We start from the raw sequence: 20819 nt of genomic DNA, 5'->3' as shown, positions 1-20819 counted from the left end.
GGAGGTATCGTTATGACTAAGCTCATCCACGGCGGTGACATCTATTCCCATCAGGAAAAACACCCGGGTGGCGTGGTGGATTTTTCGGCTAATATCAACCCACAGGGGCTGCCCGCAGGTGTAAAAGATGCGGTGATTGCCGCGTTGGATGGCTGTGCAAACTACCCCGACCCACTCTGCCGTGAGCTCACCGAAGCCATTGCACAAAGCGAAAAGCTGCCGCGAGAGTACATTCTCTGTGGCAACGGCGCTTCCGATCTCATCTACCGTCTGGTCTATGCGGTGCGCCCCAAAACCGCCGTCGTCACCGCCCCGGCCTTTGAGGAATACGAGCAGGCGCTTACCGCGGCGGGCTGTGAGGTGCGGCACCATCTGCTTTGTGAAGAGGAGGATTTTCTACTCACCGAGCGCATTCTTGATGACCTCACCGATGATGTACAGCTTTTATTCCTCTGCAACCCCAACAACCCGACTGGGCAGCCTGTTCAGCGCGCTTTACTCACTAGAATTTTGCAGCACTGCAGGGAACATAATATCTTGCTTGCCCTTGATGAATGTTTTTGTGACTTCCTAGATGAACCTGAGAACCACGTAATGAATGAATTTCTGCCGGAATATAGCAACCTTATTTTGCTGCGGGCATTTACAAAGATGTATGCGATGGCAGGGCTGCGCCTTGGATACTGCCTATGCGGAAACCGTTCTCTGCTTGACGCTATGTACCTTTGCGGTTCGACATGGGCAGTATCAAACCTTGCACAGGCAGCAGGCGTTCAGGCGCTGCGTGAGCGGGAATATCTGGCCCGCACCAAACTGATTGTTGCAGAAGAGCGCGCGTACCTAAAGGCCAGGCTTGCAGCGCTGGGCTGCAAGGTTTACGGCTCGCACGCCAACTACATCTTTTTTCGCCCGCATGTCAGCCGCCTGCGTGAACGTCTGGAGGTAAAAGGCTATCTCATCCGAAACTGTGAGAATTTCAAGGGGCTTTCGGGCGAGTTTTGCCGCATTGCAGTAAAATCGCACGAGGATAACACCGCTCTTTTGCACGCAATGGAGGAAGTTGCTTTATGCCCATGATACTGTTGATTCTGGATGGGCTTACCGATGCGCCATCGAAGGCACTTGGCGGAAAAACACCCTATGAGGCGGCGGATTGCCCATACCTGCGGCAGATGAAGCGCGACGGGGCTTACGGTGCATTTCTCACCGCGCCGCAGGGCTTTTCGGTAGACAGCCTCACCTGTATAGCAACGCTGTTAGGGGTTCCGCCTAACAAGTTGCCTGCCGGTAGGGCTTATATGGAGGCACTTTCCGCAGGTGTTTCGGTGGAGCAAGATGACGCGGTTTGCCGCTGCAATTTGGTTTCGGTCGATTCGAATGGCATACTGCAAAGCTCCTGTGCTACAGGGCTCTCGGCTATACAAATGAAAGAATATTGCCAACAGGCAGCAGAGCAAAACTTTCGCCTGCACCCCATGTGCGGGTATAAAAATCTGCTTGTGCTGGGGGGAGGGGCACAGCAGCTGATGGGCATTCATACCTACCCGCCACATGAACACCTGGGTAAGCCGGTTGACAGTCTGTTGCCTACGGGCAACCAGTTTGCCCAAAGCTTACGTGAATTTGCGTGGCAAACCCGCCGGAAAGATACCCACACCGAATGTACGCAGATGCTGCTGCCGTGGGATGTGGCGGTAAGGCAGGAGCTGCCTGAATTCAGCAGCCTGCATGGCATTTCGGCTGCTGCTGTATGCGCCACCGAAATTGTACGGGGCATTGCATTGGCTATGGGGCTGCCGGTAGAAACACCGCAGGGTGCTACTGCCGATGCAGATACCGACCTCGGTGCAAAGGCGCAGGCAGCACTTTCGCTCTTAGAAAGACACGATCTTGTACTGGTGCATATCAATGGTACCGATGAGCTTTCCCACCGGCGTGATGCGCAGGGCAAGGCCGAATTTCTTTCTCGCATTGACGCACAGCTGATTGCGCCTTTGCTTACACATGCACCGCAGAATACCGCATTTCTGGTCTGCTCCGACCATTCTACGCTCTCATCAACTGGGCAGCACCACGGTGATCCGCAGCCGTTTATCCTATACAGCAATACCGGTGCTATGCACGCAAATCTCGGCACATACAATGGTTTAGAGGCAATTTCGCTCCTGAAAGGATTGATTTACTATGGCAAAGGCAATCATGGTACAAGGGACGACTTCAAACGCGGGCAAAAGCCTGCTGACAGCGGCACTCTGCCGCATTTTTAAGCAGGATGGCTATACCGTTGCGCCCTTTAAATCGCAGAACATGGCGCTCAACTCGTTTATCACCGCCGATGGGCTGGAGATGGGCAGGGCGCAGGTGATGCAGGCGGAGGCAGCGGGCATTGAGCCAAATGTAAGGATGAACCCCATTCTGCTCAAACCCACAAACGATACCGGCTCGCAGGTGATTGTAAATGGCGAGGTGTGGGGAAATATGAGTGCGGTAGAGTACTACCGCCGCAAGCTTGAGCTTATCCCGCACATTAAGAAGGCGTACGATGAGCTCGCGGCGCAGCATGATATTATCGTGCTGGAGGGTGCCGGCAGCCCCGCCGAAATCAACTTAAAAGAGAATGATATTGTCAACATGGGTATGGCAAAGTTGGCAAAGGCACCTGTGCTGCTTTGCGGGGATATTGACCGCGGTGGCGTGTTTGCAGCACTGGCAGGTACTTTGCTGCTGCTAGACGATGACGAGCGAGCCATGGTAAAGGGCACCATCATCAATAAGTTTCGCGGTGATAAAGAGATTTTGCGCCCGGGGCTTAAAATGCTTGAAGATATTACCTACACCCCGGTGCTGGGCGTAGTGCCTTACATGCATCTTGATATCGACGATGAGGACAGCCTTTCCGATCGCTTTTTGCGTAGTAATGTTGCAGGCGAGGTGGAAATCGCGGTCATCCGTCTGCCGCGTATCTCTAACGCCACCGATTTTAACGCGCTCGAATATATACCGGGTGTTTCGCTGCGCTATGTCACCACGGTGGCACAGCTTGGCAAGCCCGACCTTATTCTGCTGCCGGGCACCAAAAATACGATGGAGGATTTGCTCTGGCTGCGCCAAAACGGGCTGGAGGCCGAAATCAAAAAGCACGCGGCAAGCGGCGGTGCGGTGTTTGGCATCTGCGGCGGCTACCAAATGCTTGGTGAAGAGCTGCACGACCCGCACAGCGTTGAGTATGGCGGCAGTATGGCGGGCATTGGTCTGCTGCCTGTCACCACCGTTTTTGAGCTGCAAAAGGCACGCACACGGGCTTCGGGTACGGTGAACCGCGTAGGGGGTATATTGGGTGACCTTTCGGGTGCTGCATTTGAGGGCTATGAAATCCACATGGGCAGAACCGTACCAAGCGAAGGGAAAACCTATTCTGCGCTAAACACTGTCACCACAGTGGGTGGTACAACAGTAGAACTTACCGATGGCGCATGTTGCGGGAATATCTACGGCAGCTACATGCATGGTTTCTTTGATAGCGAAGAGGTTGCGAAAGCGGTGGTGTCATCGCTGTACAAAGCCAAAGGGCTCGATTACAGCAAGGTGACGGCGGTTGACCTCGCCGGCTACAAGCAAAAGCAATACGACCTGCTTGCCGACGGTGTGCGCAAAGCCTTTGATATGAAACAGATTTACGAAATTTTAGACCGTGGTATTTAGATGAGGAAGAAGAAAGGGGAAGCCTATGAAAGTTCAACTGCAAAAGGTGCTGCCCGCTGAGATAGAAAACCGCAGCTTCGAAATGATCGGTGAGGAGCTGGGCAACATCCGGCTCGACCCTGTGAACGAGCCTGTCATCAAGCGAGTAATACACACCACCGCCGATTTTGACTACGCCCGTACCTTATGCTTTTCAGAGAATGCGGTAGAAAAGGGAATCGCCGCGCTCAAAGCGGGCGCGTGTATCGTAACCGATACTCAAATGGCACGTTCGGGCATTAATAAAGGTGTACTTTCGGGTTTTGGCGGTGAAGCGCTGTGCTTTATGTCGGACGAGGATATTGCTCAAACTGCGAAAGAAAACGGAACCACCCGCGCTGCCGCAAGCATGGATAAGGCAGCTGCTCTGCAAAAACCGTTGATTTTTGCCATCGGCAATGCACCAACCGCATTGGTTCGCTTGTACGAAATGATTATGGACGGGCAGATTCAGCCTGAGCTAATCATCGGTGTGCCGGTGGGGTTTGTAAACGTGGTGGAATCCAAAGAGCTCCTTATGCAGACGAACATCCCCTATATTGTGGCGCGCGGGCGCAAGGGTGGCAGCAACGTGGCGGCTGCCGTCTGCAACGCGCTGCTCTACAAGGCGAAAGAATAACAAAAACCCCTCTGTTATTTTAAAACAGAGGGGTTTTTCTATCTGGTTACAGAGCGTATCCAATTGGTACCGCGCAGGCGCAGCAGGCAAAACAAGGTTTTTAGCGGGTAATCCATTTTAAGGCAAGCGAATACAATCAGCGGCGGCAGGTGGAACACAAATGCCGCAATAGCGCCGATGGGAATCACAAACCACAGGCAGCCGATATCCACCACTGCCGCAAACCGCGTGTCGCCCGCGCCGCGAAAAATTCCAGTAATCAGCGGACAGGTGTATGCCATAAAGAAGATGGCAAACGCGTATGCCACCATCAGTTGATTCGCAAAATCCAATGTTTGAGGCTCAACGCTGTAAATAGAAAGCACAGGTTTTTTGAGTAGAATCAGCAGCAGTGCCGAGGCAAGTCCCAAAAAAAAGTAAATTTTCTTAAACTTTTTGACACAGCTTTGCAGATAGGGGATGTCCCCCGAGCCGATGATATTGCCGGTAATTACCGCTGTTGCGCTGCCCACACCAAAAATAAAGGATGTTGCAAGCTGATATACCACGTTGCAGATACTGTTCGCAGCCACTACCGATGCGCTGATGTGCCCGAGAATGACCGAGTGCATCGAAACGCCAACTGCCCACAAAAACTCGTTTATCATAACCGGCATGCCGTAGCGGATGAGATCCTGCATCAAAACTTTATCGTGTGAAAACAGCGTGCGCAGCTTATAGCAAATTTTTTTCTCAAAAAATTTTAAGTAAAAAACAAGGATAATACATTCGGATACACGCGCAATTACGGTGCCTACCGCTGCACCGGTAACGCCCAATTCCGGCGCACCGAATTTACCGAAGATAAAGATATAGTTGAAGAACACATTGACACAAAACGAAACAGAATAGATGAGAACAGAGATTTTAACCGTCTCTACACTGCGCAGCACCATTAAAATAGTTGCGCTGATGCCGCCCGTGGTATACGAAAACGCCACCACACGCAAATACCTTGCGCCGGCCTCAACCACCTCGCGGTCGGGCGAAAAAATGCTCATAATCTGCGTGGGGAACAATACAACAATCAAGGTGAACAACAGTGAAAAGCCTATGATAATCTTTACTGCCAGCCCTGTAATTTTTTGTATTGCAACGGTATCCTGTTTGCCCCAATACTGGCTGGCCAAAACAATTGCACCGCTTGCCACGCCAAAACAAACTACGTTAAAGATAAAGAACATCTGGTTTGCCAGGGCAGAGGCTGAAAGCGCCACCTCACCCAGCTTGCCCAGCATCACTGTATCCATCAGGTTTACGCTGAACGAAATAATGTTTTGCAGTGCGATTGGCATGGCGATTGTGTAGATGGAAGAATAAAACTTTTTATCGATGGTGGCGGTCATACAATCGAAACTCCTTTTATAACAGCGGCGGTAATTCTAATTTTTGTGCCTGTAAAAGGCACAACAGTCACTTATTATAACACCCGTAAAGTGGCTTTTCAATAGGCATTGGCTTTTTATCGTGCTTTGTTGTATAATAGGCTTTACAAAACCTGCAGACAATGACGTTAAATGAGGAGTTTTTATGAATTATATTGGCTCCAAGCTTACTCTGATAGATTTCTTAAAAACAAGCATACGTGAAACGCTGACAGCCAACGGTGACAACCGTCCACCGCAGCAGCTGCATTTTGCCGACCTGTTTGCAGGTACCGGCATAGTGGCGGCGGCGGCAAAGGAGTTGGGCTGTAACGTCACCGCCAACGATTTGCAGTATTACAGCTATGTATTGTGCCGTCATCTTATTGCAGGCGGAAACGGGATTACGCACGAGCGTGCTATACGGCTTTGCGAACGGCTCAGTGCATCAGAGTGCACCGAAGGCTTTATCTATCGCAATTATTCTCTCGGCGGCACCCGGCTGCACGACCAGCCCCGCTGTTATTTTTCTGATTACAATGCAGCAAAGTGCGACGGTATGCGCATGGAGCTGGAACGGAAGTGGCAGATGGGTAAAATTACGTTGGATGAATATTTCTTTTTGCTTGCAAGCCTGCTCACATCCATTGATAAATATGCCAATACTGCGTCGGTATACGGTTCGTTTCTCAAACGCCTTAAAAAAACCGCACAGCGTGAGGTTGTACTTACCCCAATGCCCATTGTAACAGGAAATGGTAAATATCAGGTTTATAATTGTGACGCAGAAAGCCTTGTTAATATGCTTTCGGGGGATATTTTATACCTTGACCCGCCCTACAATGCACGCCAGTACAGCTCAAACTACCATATGCTTGAAACCATTGCGCGTGGTGACAGCCCCATTATTCGGGGGAAAACAGGCGTACGCACCGACCAGCACAAAAGCAGGTTCTGTTCTTCACGCCACGTATTTACCGCATTCGAAAACCTGATTGCCGCTGCCAATTTTCGCTATATATTTTTGAGTTACAACAACGAGGGGCTTATGCCACTTGATAAAATTAAGGATATTATGAGCCGCTACGGCAGCTACAGCGTGCGTATGCAGAGCTACCGCCGCTTTAAGGCGGACAGCGATGAGAACCGCCCGCACAAAGACAAAGTTACTACCGAGTATCTGCATATCCTTGTAAAAAACATTTAAAAAACCCGAAGTGAGGCACCTGCCCACTTCGGGTTTTTATCATACTCCACTTAAATCAAAATCGGGGATAAACTCGCTGCTTGCCGCCTCCTGCTCCTGCAAAAAACCGTCCTCAATCCCGCTGTAAAACAGGTAGCTCTCCACTCGCTCGTATTCTTCCGGCGTGAGCACTCGGTTAATCTCAGGGTAATCTGCCGCTTTTCCGCAGGGAACATACTGGCACATCAGGCTAAACAGCACCTCGCCCTTTTTAAAGTTGTCCGCCACCCAGTCGATAACACCCAGCGTATTATCAATGTTGTTTGGTAAAACCATGTGGCGTATCATTACACCGCTTTGCAGTATGCCATTGCTGTTTATATAGTAATTTCCAACCTGACGGTGCATTTCGCGAATTGCTGCGGTTGCGGTTTCGTAATAGCCAGGGGTCTTCGAGTATCGCAGAGCGCAGGTGTTGTCGGAGTACTTTAGGTCGGGCAGGTAAATCTGCACTTTGCCCTCCAGCAGCTTCAGTGCATTTACACTCTCGTAGCCGCTGCTGTTGTACACCACCGGTACGGGCAGCGGCTCACTCAGGCTTTCTGATACCGCCTCGATAAAATGCGACGGCGTTACCAAATTGATGTTGTGCACACCTTGCTCAATCAGTTCTTGATAGATTTCGCGCAGGCGCGCGATGGGAACCTCTTTGCCATGCCCCTGTGTGCTGATGCTGTAATTCTGGCAAAAACAGCATTTCAGGCTACATCCGCTGAAAAATACGGTTCCGCTGCCGCGAGTACCGCTGATGCACGGCTCCTCCCAGTTATGAATACCGGCGCGTGCCACTACAGGCAGCTGCCCCATACCGCAAATACCAAGCTGCCCATTGCTGTTTTGTGTTTCTCGTCGCTGTATGTTACATGCGCGGGGGCAAAGATTACAAAGGCTCATAGCGGAATTTCCTCAATTCTATTAGAATAATATTTGCTTTTAAATTTAAAAATATTACCACCGAATTGCCAGCTTGTCAATAGAACTTATGCAGTATTTGGGTGGATATACCGCACGAATCGTGCTATAATCTTTTTATATTGGAGGAATCAAAATGGCAGAGTTTAAAACAAATGTTATGCGCATTTTAGATAAAGAAAAAATTCCTTACATCGCTCATAGCTACGATCACAGCGACGGCTGCATTGACGGAGAAAGCGTTGCAAAAAAACTGGGGCAAAACCCCGATACGGTATTTAAAACTCTAGTAACAAAGGGCACGGGCAGAGATTTCTATGTATTTGTTATCCCTGTTGCCAAAGAGCTGAATCTCAAAAAGTGTGCCAAATCGGTGGGAGAAAAATCGGTTGAGATGGTTCAAGTCAGTGACATCAATAAAATCACGGGTTACATTCGCGGTGGTTGTTCCCCAATCGGGATGAAAAAACAGTTTACGACGGTATTTGATTCTTCTGCGCTGAGCCAGCAAAACATTGTTGTGAGTGCGGGCAAAATCGGTTATCAGGTGGAGCTTGCACCGCAGGCGCTCGCTGCCCTCATCGGTGGTAAATTTGATCAACTGACGGACTGACTGTACCGTACGGTGGCTAATGGTAGCAGCACTGCCTATCGCGCTGATATAGAGGTACTCACCCATGCCATGCTCTGGCAAGCAAAATGCGGCGAAGAGCCATAATATAAAACTTGACTTTTAAGCGGATACAAAGTGTAGTATAATAAGCAGTAGAAAACACGGCAGAGGAGCACGAACACGCAATGAGCAAACAAAAGGAAGAATATTACTGGCACAGGCTGGATAACGCTGCAAAGGTTTTCCCCGCAGTGCGAAGTTCCAGCAACTCCAGTGTGTTTCGCATCACCGCCAAGCTAGTCGATGAAATCGCCCCCTCCATCCTCACTGCAGCCGTAGAAAAGGCGCTTGCAGAATTGCCAACCTTTCACGTTAAGCTGCGCAAGGGCCTGTTCTGGTATTACTGGGAGAGAAACTTTCAGTCGCCCATCATCGTGGAAGATAGCACCTATCCTCTGCGACGTATCGATAAGCGGCAAAGCAACGGTTTTATGTTCCGCGTCACCTATTATGGCAGAAAAATTAACCTTGAGATATTTCATGCGCTTACCGACGGTGCAGGTGCGATGGTGCTGCTCAAAAGTATCGTTTACTTTTACCTCAAGCAGTGCCACCCCGATGTTATAACCGTGAATGAGCTGATTGCAGAAACCGGTTTTTCGCAGCATGCGCTGGATGAAGACAGCTTTTTGCGCCTGCGTAAGGGCAGCAAGCGCTCCAAATCCCCTAAGGTGGTGCCTGCGTACCAGATGAAGGGGACACGCTATTTTGGTGAGCGTGTGGATGTAACGCAGGGGATTTTGCCCACAATGGGTGTTGTTGCGCTTGCCAAGGCGGCGGGGGTTACCGTCACGGTGTACCTCACTTCGCTGCTGATGTATTCGATTTATCAAAACAATTATAAATATTATGCCGAGGATAAACCCATTGTATTTTCGGTACCGGTCAATCTGCGCGGCTTTTTTCAATCCAACACCATCCGCAACTTTTTCTCGTTTGTAACGGTATCGCTTAATTTTTACGAGCAAGATTATACCTTTGAACAGGTGCTGGAAAGCATCTCACATCAGATGAAGGATGCGCTTAAGGTAGAGAACCTCACAGAAAGAATTGCCTATAACGTAAATGCCGAGCGCAATCTCGCTATTCGCTTTATCCCGTTGTTTCTTAAAAACATTCTTCTGCGCGCCATTTACAGCAGGGGGGAGAAGGGCTACACCAGCACTATCTCCAACCTGGGGCAGATTAAGCTGCCTCAGGAGCAGCTGCCGTTTGTGGAGCGCTTTGAGTCGCTCAACAACCTCACAAAGCACCAGTGCTTTAAGGTATGCCTGTGCTCGCTTCGCGATTACATGACAGTGTCGTTTGTATCGGGGATGGAGGACAAGGACGTGGAGCGGTATTTCTTCCGTTTCCTCGCGGAAAAAGGGCTGGATGTACAGATTGCTGGCAACAAGGGGGACGAAGATGAAATATTGTGAAAACTGCAAGGTGACGATTCAGAATGATTTGCGCTGCTGCCCGCTTTGTGACAGCGAATTAAGCCCTCGTGACGAGCGTTTTGAGCGGGACTTCCCAACGGCTCCCGCTACACCGGAGGCCAAAAAGTTTACCAAGCTGCTGATTTTTTTATCCGTAGTGGTGGTGACTGCCTGTGTTATCATAGACATTTTTACTTCAAAGACGATGCACTGGTCGGTGATTGTAGCGGTAGGGCTGCTCTATTTGTGGCTGAGCATACGCTTTATTAAAAAGTCACGCCGAAACATCGGCTTGCTCGCGCTGATTCAAATTTTCGGCATTTCGTTTCTTTCCTTTGCCATCGATTCGGCGACGGGCTATTACCAGTGGAGCACCAACTACGTGATCCCCTTTGTGTTAATCTCTGCCGCCGGGCTAATGAGTGTCGTACTGCTGTTCCGTCCTAAGCGCTTTCGCGACTATATTCTGTACCAGCTTGGCATTTCGGTGCTTGGCATTGTGGTATCGTTGGTGTCTCTATTCAGCAAAAGCACCGTTGCATGGACCAGCATTGTAGGGGCTGCTTACTCGGGGCTTACCATTTTAGGCATCATCTTTTTCACTGCACGCAAAACACGTCACGAGCTGAAAAAGCGCTTCCATTTCTAGTGTGTGTAAATTGCATTAAAACGGCTTTTGCCGTCAGGGAGGTTAAGAAATGTCCTATATTATCAAAAGTGACCAAATTTATTATGACCGCAAGCTGCGTCCGGCCGCGATTCAGGTCAAAGGAACTGCAATTGAAAATGTACTTCTCAGCGGTATCCCCGCCGACGGCGAAGTGATCGACCTTACCGGCTACCGCGTATTGCCCGGTTTGATTGATACCCATATGCATGGCGGCAACGGCTTTGACACCATGGATTGCAAAGAGGAATCGATCGAGGGTATGTCTGATTACCTTGCAACCGTCGGTGTCACCACATTCTTCCCAACCACCGTCACCTCATCGCTCGAACGTACGAAAAAAGCGGTAGAAACGGTTGCTAATTGCAAAGACCGCGGAGTTGGCGGTGCTAAGATTGCGGGTATTTTCCTGGAAGGGCCATACATCAATAAACAGATGAAGGGCGCACACCCCGAGGAGTTTATTGTTGACATCAGCCTTGAGCACATCAAAGAGGTGATGGAAGCGGCGAGAGGTAACGTGCGCACAGTTGCGATCGCCCCCGAAAAGCCGGGTGCGGTTGAGACAATCGAGTACCTCAAAGAGCATGGTGTCACCGTGGCAATTGGCCACTCCAACGCTACCTATGATGAAACACAGGCGGCCATCAAGGCCGGTGCGCGCGCATGCATCCACATCTACAATGCAATGCGTCCGCTGCACCACCGCGAACCGGGAATTTTAGGTGCATCGCTTACCACAGATGGCTTTGCCACAGAGCTGATCTGCGACGGTATCCATGTTCACCCGCGCTCAATGGAAATTGTCACCCGTTGCAAACACCCCGAGGATGTCATCCTCATCACCGATTGCATGTGTGCGGGCGGTATGCCCGATGGCAAATACTACCTCGGTGAGCTGCCCACCGTTGTTGAAAACGGTGTTGCCCGCACCGAAGAAGGCGCGCTTGCAGGCAGCACGCTTAAATTAATTCAAGGTGTAAAAAACACAGTTGATTTGATAGGCGTTCCGTTTGAAACAGCCATTCGTTATGCCACCGAAAACCCCGCCCGCCAGCTGGACGTATTTGAAAAGACGGGCAGCCTTGATACAGGAAAAGCTGCGGATATTATTGCAATTGACGATGATTATCATGTAGTGTTTACCATGATCGACGGGAAAATTGTAATGGACAAACGCTGAGCATCGCCGCTATAAAAGGAGAGACAAGATGATTTCTGACTTGCTTCATCCTCAGCAGATACAACTTGGTGCAGAGGCTGCCGATTGGCAGCAGGCGGCGCGGTTGGCTGGTGAGGTGCTTGTCCGCTGCGGTGCAGTAGAGCCGCGCTATGTAGATGCGATGATCGAAACGGTAAAGACGGAGGGTGCCTATATTGTGCTCACAAAAGGGTTTGCACTGCTACATGCCCGCCCCGAGTGCGGTATCGGCCGCGAGTGCGTCGGTGTGATTACACTCAAAACACCGGTTGAGTTTGGCGCGGGGGACAAAGACCCTGTTGACGTGGCTGTTGCGTTTGCATGCCCCGAACAGGACGGACATGTGCTGCTGATACAGCAGATTGCTATGCTTTTGATACAGGATGGATTTTTAAATGCTTTGCGTGCCTGTACCACACCGGAAGAGCTGATTGCCGTGGTCAAACACTTTGAACGGTAGCCTTACATAAAAAGAGCGCTGTCTTATAAAAAAGACAGCGCTCTTTTTGCCTAGTTTTCCTGGTTGAAGCCTGAGCAGGCTCCCAGCTCCTGCAGACACAAATGCTTGCGCAAGCAGCTTTCGCATCTTGTTCCCGTTTTTTGATAGGAGATTTCTACAGGCACATTTTTCTCCACAACAGGGCAATATCGCTCGATGATGGATTGAAATTCGCCCAAAGACAATCGCCTCCTTTTACTGTTCTTGCATTTCTCACAGCACTATTATATGCCGAAGCAGCAAGAAATAAACCGTTCCTTTTTGCAAAACAAATTACCTAAACCGTATAAATCAGGTTATAACTGCCAATCATTTCCGCATACAATAAAACGAAAGGCGGATATAATATGACAGAGTTAATGGCCAAACTGAAAACCCTAGGAAAAGTAAAGCCTGACAAAACTCGTACAGAGCTGCAGGATGAGCTGATTGAGCTTCGCCGACAGTTGGATAGCATCGATTCCTGTTTTAATATGATTGGTGATAGCGATATGATTGATAGTCTCATCTACCAGCGTATTGGCTTGATGGCACGCTACGAGTTCCTAATTAAAAAAGCAAAGGAACAAAACATTACCAGTGATAGGATTCGCATTTCGCTTTAAGGGCAGTTTACTGTGGATGCCCGCGGCGAGGCAATGCTGAAAATAAAATGACAATTTAAGTGCGGTACTTCCGCCGGAACGGAGTGACAACATGAGTTCAACACAAGCAATTTTTTTGGTGTGCGGCATCATACTTGCAATACTGATGCTCGCGATTTATGCACGAACCGGAAAACCGTTTCGTTGTTTGCTTGGCACCGCCGTGCCGGGCGTGCTGTCGCTCGCGGTTATTAATTATGCGTCGTTTTTTACGGGTGTAGGGCTGTTAGTGAACGTTGGCACACTTTTTACTGCCGTATTTCTGGGGCTTCCCGGGGTAATTTCAATTTTTGTATTAAAGCTACTTTGGGCGTTGTAAGCCGGATACCACACAACATTTGCCGCAATGCCGATTCTTTGGCTTGCGGCAAACAGTATAACTGGGTATAATGGGGAATGGATTTTTATGAATCCATTTCCTGTTTTTTTATAGGCTGATTAAAAGGAGCGGTAATACGGACATGAATCAGGCAAAATTAAAGGATTTTGGAACGCTGAATCTGGGTGTACTTATAGTAGCGGCAGGAGTTTATTTTTTTAAGTTCCCCAACAATTTTTCCATTGGTGGGGTCAGCGGTATTTCGGTCATTCTTGGATCTATGCTAAAGGATTTTTCCCCGGGTACATTGGTTTTTATTCTGAATATGGTGCTGATGCTGCTTGGCTTTGCGGTATTCGGCAAGGGTTTTGGATTGAAAACAGCCTATGCCAGCTTTATGCTTTCGGCTGAAATTTGGGTGTTCGAGCGGCTGTTTCCAATGTCTCACCCGTTTACCGACGAGCCTGTGCTCGAGCTTGTGTTTGCGGTAATGCTGCCTGCAATCGGATCGGCAATTTTATTTAATATCGATGCTTCTACCGGCGGAACCGATGTAATCGCCATGATTCTCAAAAAATACAGCAATGTCAATATCGGGCGGGCGTTGCTGCTCAGCGATTTTCTCATCACCATTGCAGCAGGTGCCGTGTTTGGGGTGAAAACCGGGTTGTTTTCAATCCTTGGTCTTGCGGCAAAGGCGCTGGTGGTTGATTCCGTTATCGAGAGCATCAACCTGTGCAAGTATTTTACGATTATTACCTCAAGGCCAGATGAAGTCATCAACTTTATTGTGAAAAACCTTCACCGAGGCGCCACCAGCATGGATGCAAACGGAGTATTTACGCATGAGAATAAGACGGTCATTCTCTGCGCGGTACATCGTGCACAGGCAGTTCAGCTTCGCAACTACATTCGTTCGGTCGACGCCAAAGCGTTTATTCTCATAACAAACACCAGTGAAATTATCGGCAAAGGTTTTCGCGGTGTTGCGTAGAGAGCAAAAAATAAAGTACAATCAGCAAACAAAAAAGCTGCTCCGCAAAACGGAACAGCTTTTCTTCTTTTATAAAAATGCGACCAAGCATGTAAGCCGGGTTCTGTATTTGACAGCAATCTATCTACGATGGTCGTCGCCAACCACCTCCAGCCACCTCTATCGAGGGCGCGCAGGGCTACGTATTCGTCCTCTTTACACGGTGTTGCTCCGAATAGGGTTTACATGGCCGCACAGTCGCCTGTGCGCCGGTGAGCTCTTACCTCGCCTTTCCACCCTTACCGCTTACGCGGCGGTATCTCTCTGTTGCACTATCCCTAGAGTCGCCTCCGGCTGCCGTTAGCAGCTATTCTTGCCCTGAGGAGCCCGGACTTTCCTCGTACGCCACCTTTCGGTAACGCACGCTGCCATCTTGCTTGCTCGCAGTTTTAACAATTTTAGCGGCGAATCAATCGCCAAGGGGAACGCCGTTTGCATCCATATTAATGGTGCCGGTCAATATCTGAATGCCCTCAACCAACCCCCAAACGGCCGATACCATCGGGCCGACGCCGCAGGCAAGGCTGCCCACTGTGCCCAGCAAAAGCTGTGCGACTGCGCGGTTGGTGTAGCCAAGGTAGAAGTTGTGTATGCCAAGCGCACCCAACAAAATGCCGAGAAGGCCTGCCGCCAACTTCGATTTTTTTTGCACCGGAACACCGTTAACGGTGTAGGTGTTATAAGGCTGGTTCAGCGAGTAACCGCATTTTATGCAAACTGCTGCCAGCTCATCGGTTGGCGCGTCACAGTTAGGGCAAAAATGCTTGCCCTGCCCTGCAGGCACACCGCACTGTGTACAAACATTGGCATTGGGTAAAAGTGCCGCACTACAATTTCTGCAAAACATTTCTGAATTCCCCCAGTTGAATAATATTCTTGACCAGAAGTTTATTATACCATATCGGTTTGTTGTTGTCTAATACTTCTCAAAAATTTACTTTTACTGTAAAACACTGTCAAATATGAAATAAATCTATACAAATCCTGCAAAAGAAAACGTGTATTGGTCAAACATATCAGTAAAAAGGATAAAATTTGAATTGTAGAGAATGAAAAACTGCAACTTCTTATTGCATTTTTTATTAAGAAGGACTATAATTGAAAGCAGATGTTAGATAGGAGGAATTTTCATGCAGTTTAGAAGTGCGTATCTTCAGGGTGTATATGACAGTGTTTGCAAAAGAAACCCCCATGAACCAGAATTCTTACAGGCGGTTTTCGAGGTTCTCGAAAGCTTTGAGCCAGTGGTTGAAAAACGTCCCGATATCGTTGAAAAAGGTGTAATCGACAGGCTTGTTGAGCCTGAAAGAATGATTATGTTCCGTGTATCGTGGATGGATGACAACGGCAAGGTACAGGTAAACCGGGGTTACCGTGTGCAGTTTAACTCTGCAATCGGTCCCTACAAAGGCGGCTGCCGTTTTCACCCCTCAGTTAACCTTTCTATTATAAAGTTTCTTGGCTTTGAGCAAACCTTTAAAAACAGCCTTACAACACTGCCCATGGGCGGCGGTAAGGGCGGTTCCGATTTTGACCCCAAGGGCAAATCGGATCATGAGATTATGCGCTTTTGCCAGAGCTTTATGACAGAGCTTTCCAAACATATTGGCCCGGATACCGACGTCCCCGCGGGTGACATTGGTGTTGGTGCGCGTGAGATTGGTTATATGTTCGGCCAATACAAACGCCTGCGCAATGAGTTTACCGGTGTCCTCACCGGAAAAGGGCTTACCTTTGGCGGTTCTCTCGCAAGAACCGAGGCTACCGGTTACGGCTTGCTGTACTTCACCGAAGAAATGCTCAGCTGCATGAAAAACGATAGCGTAAAGGGTAAAACCATTGTCGTTTCCGGTTCGGGCAACGTTGCAATTTATGCAACACAAAAAGCGACCGAGCTTGGCGGAAAAGTGGTTGCAATGTGCGATTCGGGCGGTTATGTTTATGATGCAAACGGCATTAACCTTGATGTGATGAAACAGATTAAAGAGGTGGAGAGAGCCCGTATCAGCGAATACGCAAAACGTGTTGAGGGTGCTGAGTATCATGAGGGCTGCTCCGATATCTGGGGTGTAAAATGCGATATTGCGCTGCCTTGTGCAACTCAGAATGAGCTGGATGCAGACTCTGCCAAGAAGCTGATTGCAAACGGTGTTATGGCGGTTGCAGAGGGTGCTAATATGCCCTGTACCCCTGAGGCAATCGCCGCATTCCAGCAGAATGGCGTTCTGTATGCACCGGGCAAAGCCTCTAATGCAGGTGGCGTTGCGGTTTCCGGCTTGGAGATGAGCCAGAACTCTTTGCGTTACTCCTGGAGTTTCGAAGAGGTTGACGAAAAACTGAAGGGCATTATGAAAAATATCTTCCATGCCGCATATGATGCATCCAAAGAGTTTGGTTTAGAGGGCAACATTATGGCAGGTGCTAACATTGCAGGCTTCTTAAAGGTTGCAGCTGCTATGATTGCACAGGGCGTAGCTTACTAAACAGCAATACTAGAATCAACTACAATTTGTTGCAAAGGGGCGCGAATAGCGCCCCTTTCTTGTTACCTGCGCTTGACGGTCACACAGTAAAGTGCTAAAATGTTGAGTAATGAGTTAATAATATAAATGAAATATAAATATAAGGTTGTGACTAAAATGAGCAATATCAAATTAGAACTTGCTAAAACGTTAAAAGCAAAACCAACCGATGAAGGAAAGCTTGGTTTTGGTGAAATTTTTACCGACCATATGTTCCTTATGAATTACACCGAGGGCAAAGGCTGGCATGATGCGCGCATTGTTCCGTATGGTCCCATTCCGATGGACCCTTCCGCCATGTGCCTGCACTATGGTCAAACCGTGTTCGAGGGCATGAAGGCTTACCGCACAGACGATAATCGTATCCTTATGTTCCGCCCCGAAGAAAACTTCAAGCGCCTAAACCAGTCCAATGACCGTCTGCAGATTCCTGCAGTTGATGAGGCGCTGCTGCTTGAGGGCTTGGAGAAGCTGGTTGAAATTGAAAAGGATTGGGTGCCTCACACCAACGGCGCATCGCTCTATATCCGTCCGTTTATTGTTGCAACCGAGCCAAAGCTGGGTGTAAAGCCTTCAGCAAGCTACCTCTACATGGTAGTGCTTTCTCCGTCGGGCCCTTACTACAAGAGCGGGCTCAACCCTGTTAGAATCTATATCGAAACCGAGTTTGTGCGCGCTGTTAAGGGCGGCACCGGTGCTGCAAAATGCGGTGGTAACTATGCGTCGGGCTTGAAGGCACAGGAGATTGCGCACGAGCAGGGCTATTCGCAGGTTCTGTGGACAGACGGTATTGAGCACAAATACATTGAAGAAGTCGGCGCTATGAACGTGTTTTTTGTTATTGGTGACGAAATTGTTACCCCCGAGCTGGTCGGCTCCATCTTGCCCGGCATCACCAGAAAATCCTCCATCGAAATGCTCAGAGGCTGGGGCTACAAGGTTACAGAGCGCAGGCTGTCGGTAGAAGAGTTGGAGAATGCTTATCGCGAAGGAAAAGTGAAGGAGGCATTCGGCACCGGCACCGCTGCTGTTATCTCTCCCATCGGAGAGCTTAAGGTAGGGGAGGACGTTATGATCTTTAACGAGGGCAAAATTGGTGCCATCTCCCAGAAGCTGTATGACAATCTCACCGGAATCCAGTATGGCAAGCTGCCCGACACCCACAATTGGATGGACGAGGTATGCAAAGGGTAACCCATCATTGCAAAGCACTGAAATTTTGCTATAATAAAAGCGACGGAAATTCCGTCGCTTTTTTCAGTCTATCAGCATAAAATAAAGGTTGTGAACCATGTCAAGAACGATATCTTTTTCGATTAAGCCGCAGTTTGACGGGATGAAAATCTACGATTATCTGCGCAAGGAACAGCACCTCAGCTATCGCCTCATCACTTCGCTCAAGCACATCCCCGAGGGCATTGAGCTTAATGGTGTGCACGCACGGACGATCGATCATGTCAAAACGGGGGATATCCTCTCGGTTACGATGCCGCCCAGTGAAAACGACAGTGCAATATCAGATATTTGTGTGCCCATAGTATACGACGACGAGGATGTGCTCATCTACAACAAGCCTGCCGATATGAACTGCCACCAGTCACGCCGTGTGCAGAACGATACCCTTGCCAATGTATTTGCGGGATACTGCCAACGGCAGAACCTTGAGCTTACCTTTCGCTGCATTAACCGCCTTGACAAAAACACCTCGGGGCTGGTGATGCTGGCCAAAAACCAGCATGCGGCGGCGCTGCTGAAAAATGCCGCGCAAAAGGAGTACCTTGCGCTGGTGCATGGTGTGCCTGCAAAACGAAGCGGCACCATTGATGCACCCATCAGCCGCATCAATGATGTTTACACAAAGCGCCAGGTGGATGAAAACGGGCAGCCTGCTGTTACGCATTACGAGGTGCTGGCAGTTGGAGAGGGCTTCAGTCTCATCCAACTGCGGCTGGAAACAGGGCGCACTCATCAGATACGGGTGCACATGGCGTCCATTGGGCATCCGCTTGCCGGTGATGATATGTATGGGGGAGATCACTCGGTTATTTCGCGTCAGGCACTGCACTGTGCCCGTATGACTTTTATAAGCCCTATCAGCCGCAGGCCGGTTAATGCGACCGCACCTTTGGCAGAAGATATAAAACTTGCCCTCACAGCTGCAAGAATATACAGTGATTATGAATAAAAACAAAAAAATAATGAATAAGTTTGCAAAAAACACTTGCTTTTATGTAATTTGCGTGTATAATAAGAAACAGTTCAAGTAATAAATGCGATTGATACATGATTTTTTGGAGGGTATAATAATGAAAAAGATAATTGCATTGGTGCTCGTGGCAATGATGACAGCTACCGCATTTGCAGGCTGTGCATCAAAACCCGCAGAGTCCTCTTCTGCTCCGGCAGGTTCTTCTGAAGCTTCCACAGGGTCCTCATCCGACGCTGCTTCTTCCGCAGCTGCTACCACCGTTGAGGAAGGCAAATTGATTATGGTAACCGAGGCTGGCTTTGCCCCTTACGAATACTACGATGGCCAAAACGTTGTAGGTGTTGATGTTGACATTGCAAAGGAAATTGCCGCCGCTATGGGCAAAGAGCTTGTCGTCAAAGACATCGCGTTCGATTCTATCATCCCCGAGATCAACGCAGGTAAGGCCGATTTCGGTGTAGCTGGTATGTCCATTACCCCTGAGCGTCTCGAAACAGTTGACTTTACCATTGAGTATGCAACTTCCAAGCAGGTTGTGGTAGTGAAAAAAGACAACACCGCCATCAAAACCCCTGAGGATATCAAGGGCAAAAAAGTAGCGGTTCAGCTTGGCACGGTTGCCGACATCGTGGTCAGCGAGGATTACCCCGATTGTACACTCATTCAGCAGAAAAAATACCTTGCTGCAGCGGAAGATGTAAAATCCGGCAAAGCAGACTGCATTGTTATGGATGCACTGCCCGCAGAAGAACTGGTTAAGGAAAACCCCGAGCTGGTTATTCTCGAGCAGGAACTGTTCACAGATAAATATGGCATGGCTGTGAAAAAAGGCAATGCGGCGCTTCTTGAGCAGATTAACGCAGTTTTGCAGAAGCTGATGGATGAAGGAAAAATTGCAGAGTTCACTCTCAACCACACATCCAAATAGGTTCTTAATACACCTACAAAGGCAGCAGGGCGTTTGAAACGCTTTGCTGTCTTGTGCAGGTTTTACGGAAGGAAGCGAAACATTGGAATTTTTACAGAACATAGCGCAGGATTTCTATAAGAATATCATTGCGCAGCAGCGGTATCTGTTTTTTTTAAACGGCTTAAAAGCAACCATTGCAATGGCACTCATCGCTACTGTCATCGGTGTTACCATCGGTGTAGTGATTGCTCTTGTAAAAAACAGTGCAAAAGTAAACAAAAGGCTGCGTTGGGCCGAAATCATCTGCAATCTCTATGTCAACGTAATCCGCGGTACTCCTGTTGTGCTACAGCTGATGATCATCTATTACATCATCTTCCGCTCCACCAACATTTCCAGCATTCTGGTTGGCGGCTTGGCATTTGGAATCAACTCGGGCGCCTATGTCTCAGAGATTGTTCGCGGTGGTATCGAGTCGATTGATAAGGGACAGATGGAGGCAGGACGCTCGCTGGGGCTCAGCCGTGCCCAGACAATGCGGATGATTATTTTACCGCAGGCAATCAAAAACATTCTTCCGTCTTTGGGCAACGAGTTCGTCATGCTCATCAAAGAGACCTCGGTTGCAGGCTACATCGGTATTCTTGATATTACCAAGGCGTCCGACATCGTTGCATCCAGAACCTACAACTATTTCTTCCCCCTTATGTTTGCCGCCTGTATTTATTTGGTGCTGACATTGGGGCTCAGCAAGCTGATCAGTATTCTTGAAAGGAGGATGGAGCAGAGTGATAACCGTT

General features: G+C 48.9%; 22 protein-coding genes and 1 other RNA gene. 18 read left to right on the top strand and 5 right to left on the bottom strand.

All coding sequences use genetic code 11. From position 1 onward, the window contains the following. The first annotated feature begins 12 nt into the window (after positions 1 to 12). The 4 genes from RTV33_RS01580 to RTV33_RS01565 are packed head-to-tail and all read left to right on the top strand — an operon-like array spanning position 13 to position 4360. A complete protein-coding gene (locus RTV33_RS01580; RefSeq protein ID WP_312640821.1) occupies positions 13 to 1077 on the top strand; it encodes a histidinol-phosphate transaminase in 1065 nt (354 codons plus the stop codon). Next, a complete protein-coding gene (locus RTV33_RS01575; RefSeq protein ID WP_312640819.1) occupies positions 1068 to 2267 on the top strand; it encodes a phosphoglycerate mutase in 1200 nt (399 codons plus the stop codon). Before RTV33_RS01580 ends, RTV33_RS01575 begins: the two co-directional genes overlap by 10 nt. Continuing rightward, positions 2185 to 3702 (top strand): cobyric acid synthase, encoded by a 1518-nt coding sequence (locus RTV33_RS01570; RefSeq protein WP_312640817.1) that lies wholly within the window; start codon positions 2185 to 2187, stop codon positions 3700 to 3702. Before RTV33_RS01575 ends, RTV33_RS01570 begins: the two co-directional genes overlap by 83 nt. A gap of 25 nt (positions 3703 to 3727) precedes the next feature. Then, positions 3728 to 4360, top strand: a complete 633-nt coding sequence (locus RTV33_RS01565; RefSeq protein WP_312640815.1) for a precorrin-8X methylmutase — start codon at positions 3728 to 3730, stop codon at positions 4358 to 4360. A 38-nt stretch (positions 4361 to 4398) separates the two neighbouring features. Here the strand turns inward: RTV33_RS01565 and RTV33_RS01560 are convergent, their stop codons facing one another. Then, a complete protein-coding gene (locus RTV33_RS01560; protein ID WP_312640813.1) occupies positions 4399 to 5745 on the bottom strand; it encodes an MATE family efflux transporter in 1347 nt (448 codons plus the stop codon). A gap of 184 nt (positions 5746 to 5929) precedes the next feature. Here RTV33_RS01560 and RTV33_RS01555 point away from each other — a divergent pair, with 184 nt between their 5' ends. Then, positions 5930 to 6970 (top strand): DNA adenine methylase, encoded by a 1041-nt coding sequence (locus RTV33_RS01555; protein WP_312640811.1) that lies wholly within the window; start codon positions 5930 to 5932, stop codon positions 6968 to 6970. 39 nt (positions 6971 to 7009) lie between these two features. On the opposite strand, the gene RTV33_RS01550 is transcribed toward RTV33_RS01555, so the two are convergent. Further along, positions 7010 to 7903, bottom strand: coding sequence for a radical SAM protein (locus tag RTV33_RS01550; protein ID WP_312640809.1), 894 nt, complete (start codon positions 7901 to 7903; stop codon positions 7010 to 7012). Positions 7904 to 8057: 154 nt separating this feature from the next. On the opposite strand from RTV33_RS01550, the gene ybaK reads away from it, so the two are divergent. The 5 genes from ybaK to RTV33_RS01525 all read left to right on the top strand — a co-directional run bounded on the left by ybaK (position 8058) and on the right by RTV33_RS01525 (position 12343). Then, a complete protein-coding gene (gene ybaK, locus RTV33_RS01545) occupies positions 8058 to 8534 on the top strand; it encodes a Cys-tRNA(Pro) deacylase (RefSeq protein ID WP_312640807.1) in 477 nt (158 codons plus the stop codon). A gap of 185 nt (positions 8535 to 8719) precedes the next feature. Then, positions 8720 to 10015 carry a hypothetical protein gene (locus RTV33_RS01540; protein WP_312640805.1) on the top strand — a complete coding sequence of 432 codons (1296 nt, stop codon included), beginning with the start codon at positions 8720 to 8722 and terminating at the stop codon, positions 10013 to 10015. Further along, positions 10002 to 10664 (top strand): DUF6320 domain-containing protein, encoded by a 663-nt coding sequence (locus tag RTV33_RS01535; protein ID WP_312640803.1) that lies wholly within the window; start codon positions 10002 to 10004, stop codon positions 10662 to 10664. The genes RTV33_RS01540 and RTV33_RS01535 overlap by 14 nt, the downstream gene beginning before the upstream one ends. A 49-nt stretch (positions 10665 to 10713) precedes the next feature. Next, positions 10714 to 11865: an N-acetylglucosamine-6-phosphate deacetylase gene (gene nagA / locus RTV33_RS01530; protein ID WP_312640801.1), complete on the top strand. Its 1152-nt coding sequence runs from the start codon at positions 10714 to 10716 to the stop codon at positions 11863 to 11865. A gap of 28 nt (positions 11866 to 11893) precedes the next feature. Further along, positions 11894 to 12343, top strand: coding sequence for a PTS sugar transporter subunit IIA (locus RTV33_RS01525; RefSeq protein ID WP_312640799.1), 450 nt, complete (start codon positions 11894 to 11896; stop codon positions 12341 to 12343). A 50-nt stretch (positions 12344 to 12393) separates the two neighbouring features. Here the strand turns inward: RTV33_RS01525 and RTV33_RS01520 are convergent, their stop codons facing one another. Then, positions 12394 to 12561, bottom strand: coding sequence for a hypothetical protein (locus RTV33_RS01520; protein ID WP_312640797.1), 168 nt, complete (start codon positions 12559 to 12561; stop codon positions 12394 to 12396). A gap of 168 nt (positions 12562 to 12729) precedes the next feature. On the opposite strand from RTV33_RS01520, the gene RTV33_RS01515 reads away from it, so the two are divergent. The 3 genes from RTV33_RS01515 (at position 12730) to RTV33_RS01505 (ending at position 14339) form a co-directional block, all read left to right on the top strand. After that, positions 12730 to 12987, top strand: coding sequence for a DUF2508 family protein (locus RTV33_RS01515; RefSeq protein ID WP_312640795.1), 258 nt, complete (start codon positions 12730 to 12732; stop codon positions 12985 to 12987). Positions 12988 to 13078: 91 nt separating this feature from the next. Further along, a complete protein-coding gene (locus RTV33_RS01510; RefSeq protein WP_312640793.1) occupies positions 13079 to 13345 on the top strand; it encodes a pro-sigmaK processing inhibitor BofA family protein in 267 nt (88 codons plus the stop codon). 142 nt (positions 13346 to 13487) lie between these two features. Then, on the top strand, positions 13488 to 14339 hold the full coding sequence (locus RTV33_RS01505) for a YitT family protein (protein ID WP_312640792.1): 852 nt from the start codon (positions 13488 to 13490) through the stop codon (positions 14337 to 14339). A gap of 76 nt (positions 14340 to 14415) precedes the next feature. On the opposite strand, the gene rnpB is transcribed toward RTV33_RS01505, so the two are convergent. Further along, positions 14416 to 14762, bottom strand: an RNA gene (gene rnpB, locus RTV33_RS01500) — RNase P RNA component class A. A 25-nt stretch (positions 14763 to 14787) separates the two neighbouring features. Continuing rightward, on the bottom strand, positions 14788 to 15225 hold the full coding sequence (locus RTV33_RS01495) for a zinc ribbon domain-containing protein (RefSeq protein ID WP_312640790.1): 438 nt from the start codon (positions 15223 to 15225) through the stop codon (positions 14788 to 14790). Between the two features lie 283 nt (positions 15226 to 15508). Here RTV33_RS01495 and gdhA point away from each other — a divergent pair, with 283 nt between their 5' ends. From gdhA to RTV33_RS01470, 5 genes are all read left to right on the top strand, one after another. Beyond that, positions 15509 to 16861 (top strand): NADP-specific glutamate dehydrogenase, encoded by a 1353-nt coding sequence (gdhA, locus tag RTV33_RS01490; RefSeq protein ID WP_312640788.1) that lies wholly within the window; start codon positions 15509 to 15511, stop codon positions 16859 to 16861. A gap of 156 nt (positions 16862 to 17017) precedes the next feature. Next, positions 17018 to 18094: a branched-chain amino acid aminotransferase gene (locus RTV33_RS01485; protein ID WP_312640786.1), complete on the top strand. Its 1077-nt coding sequence runs from the start codon at positions 17018 to 17020 to the stop codon at positions 18092 to 18094. Positions 18095 to 18191: 97 nt separating this feature from the next. Then, positions 18192 to 19085: an RluA family pseudouridine synthase gene (locus RTV33_RS01480; RefSeq protein ID WP_312640784.1), complete on the top strand. Its 894-nt coding sequence runs from the start codon at positions 18192 to 18194 to the stop codon at positions 19083 to 19085. Positions 19086 to 19206: 121 nt separating this feature from the next. Beyond that, the gene (locus tag RTV33_RS01475) at positions 19207 to 20037 is read left to right on the top strand and encodes an ABC transporter substrate-binding protein (protein ID WP_312640782.1); all 831 of its coding nucleotides are present in this window, start codon (positions 19207 to 19209) and stop codon (positions 20035 to 20037) included. Between the two features lie 82 nt (positions 20038 to 20119). Further along, positions 20120 to 20819 (top strand): amino acid ABC transporter permease (locus RTV33_RS01470; protein ID WP_312640780.1); only part of this gene is annotated, 700 nt, incomplete at its 3' end.

It is taken from the genome of Hydrogenoanaerobacterium sp., from assembly GCF_032017025.1.
In the GTDB taxonomy this organism is placed as follows: domain Bacteria; phylum Bacillota; class Clostridia; order Oscillospirales; family Ruminococcaceae; genus Hydrogenoanaerobacterium.
The sequence above is the reverse complement of the archived record's forward strand: the minus strand, read 5'-3'. Positions and strand labels throughout refer to the sequence as shown.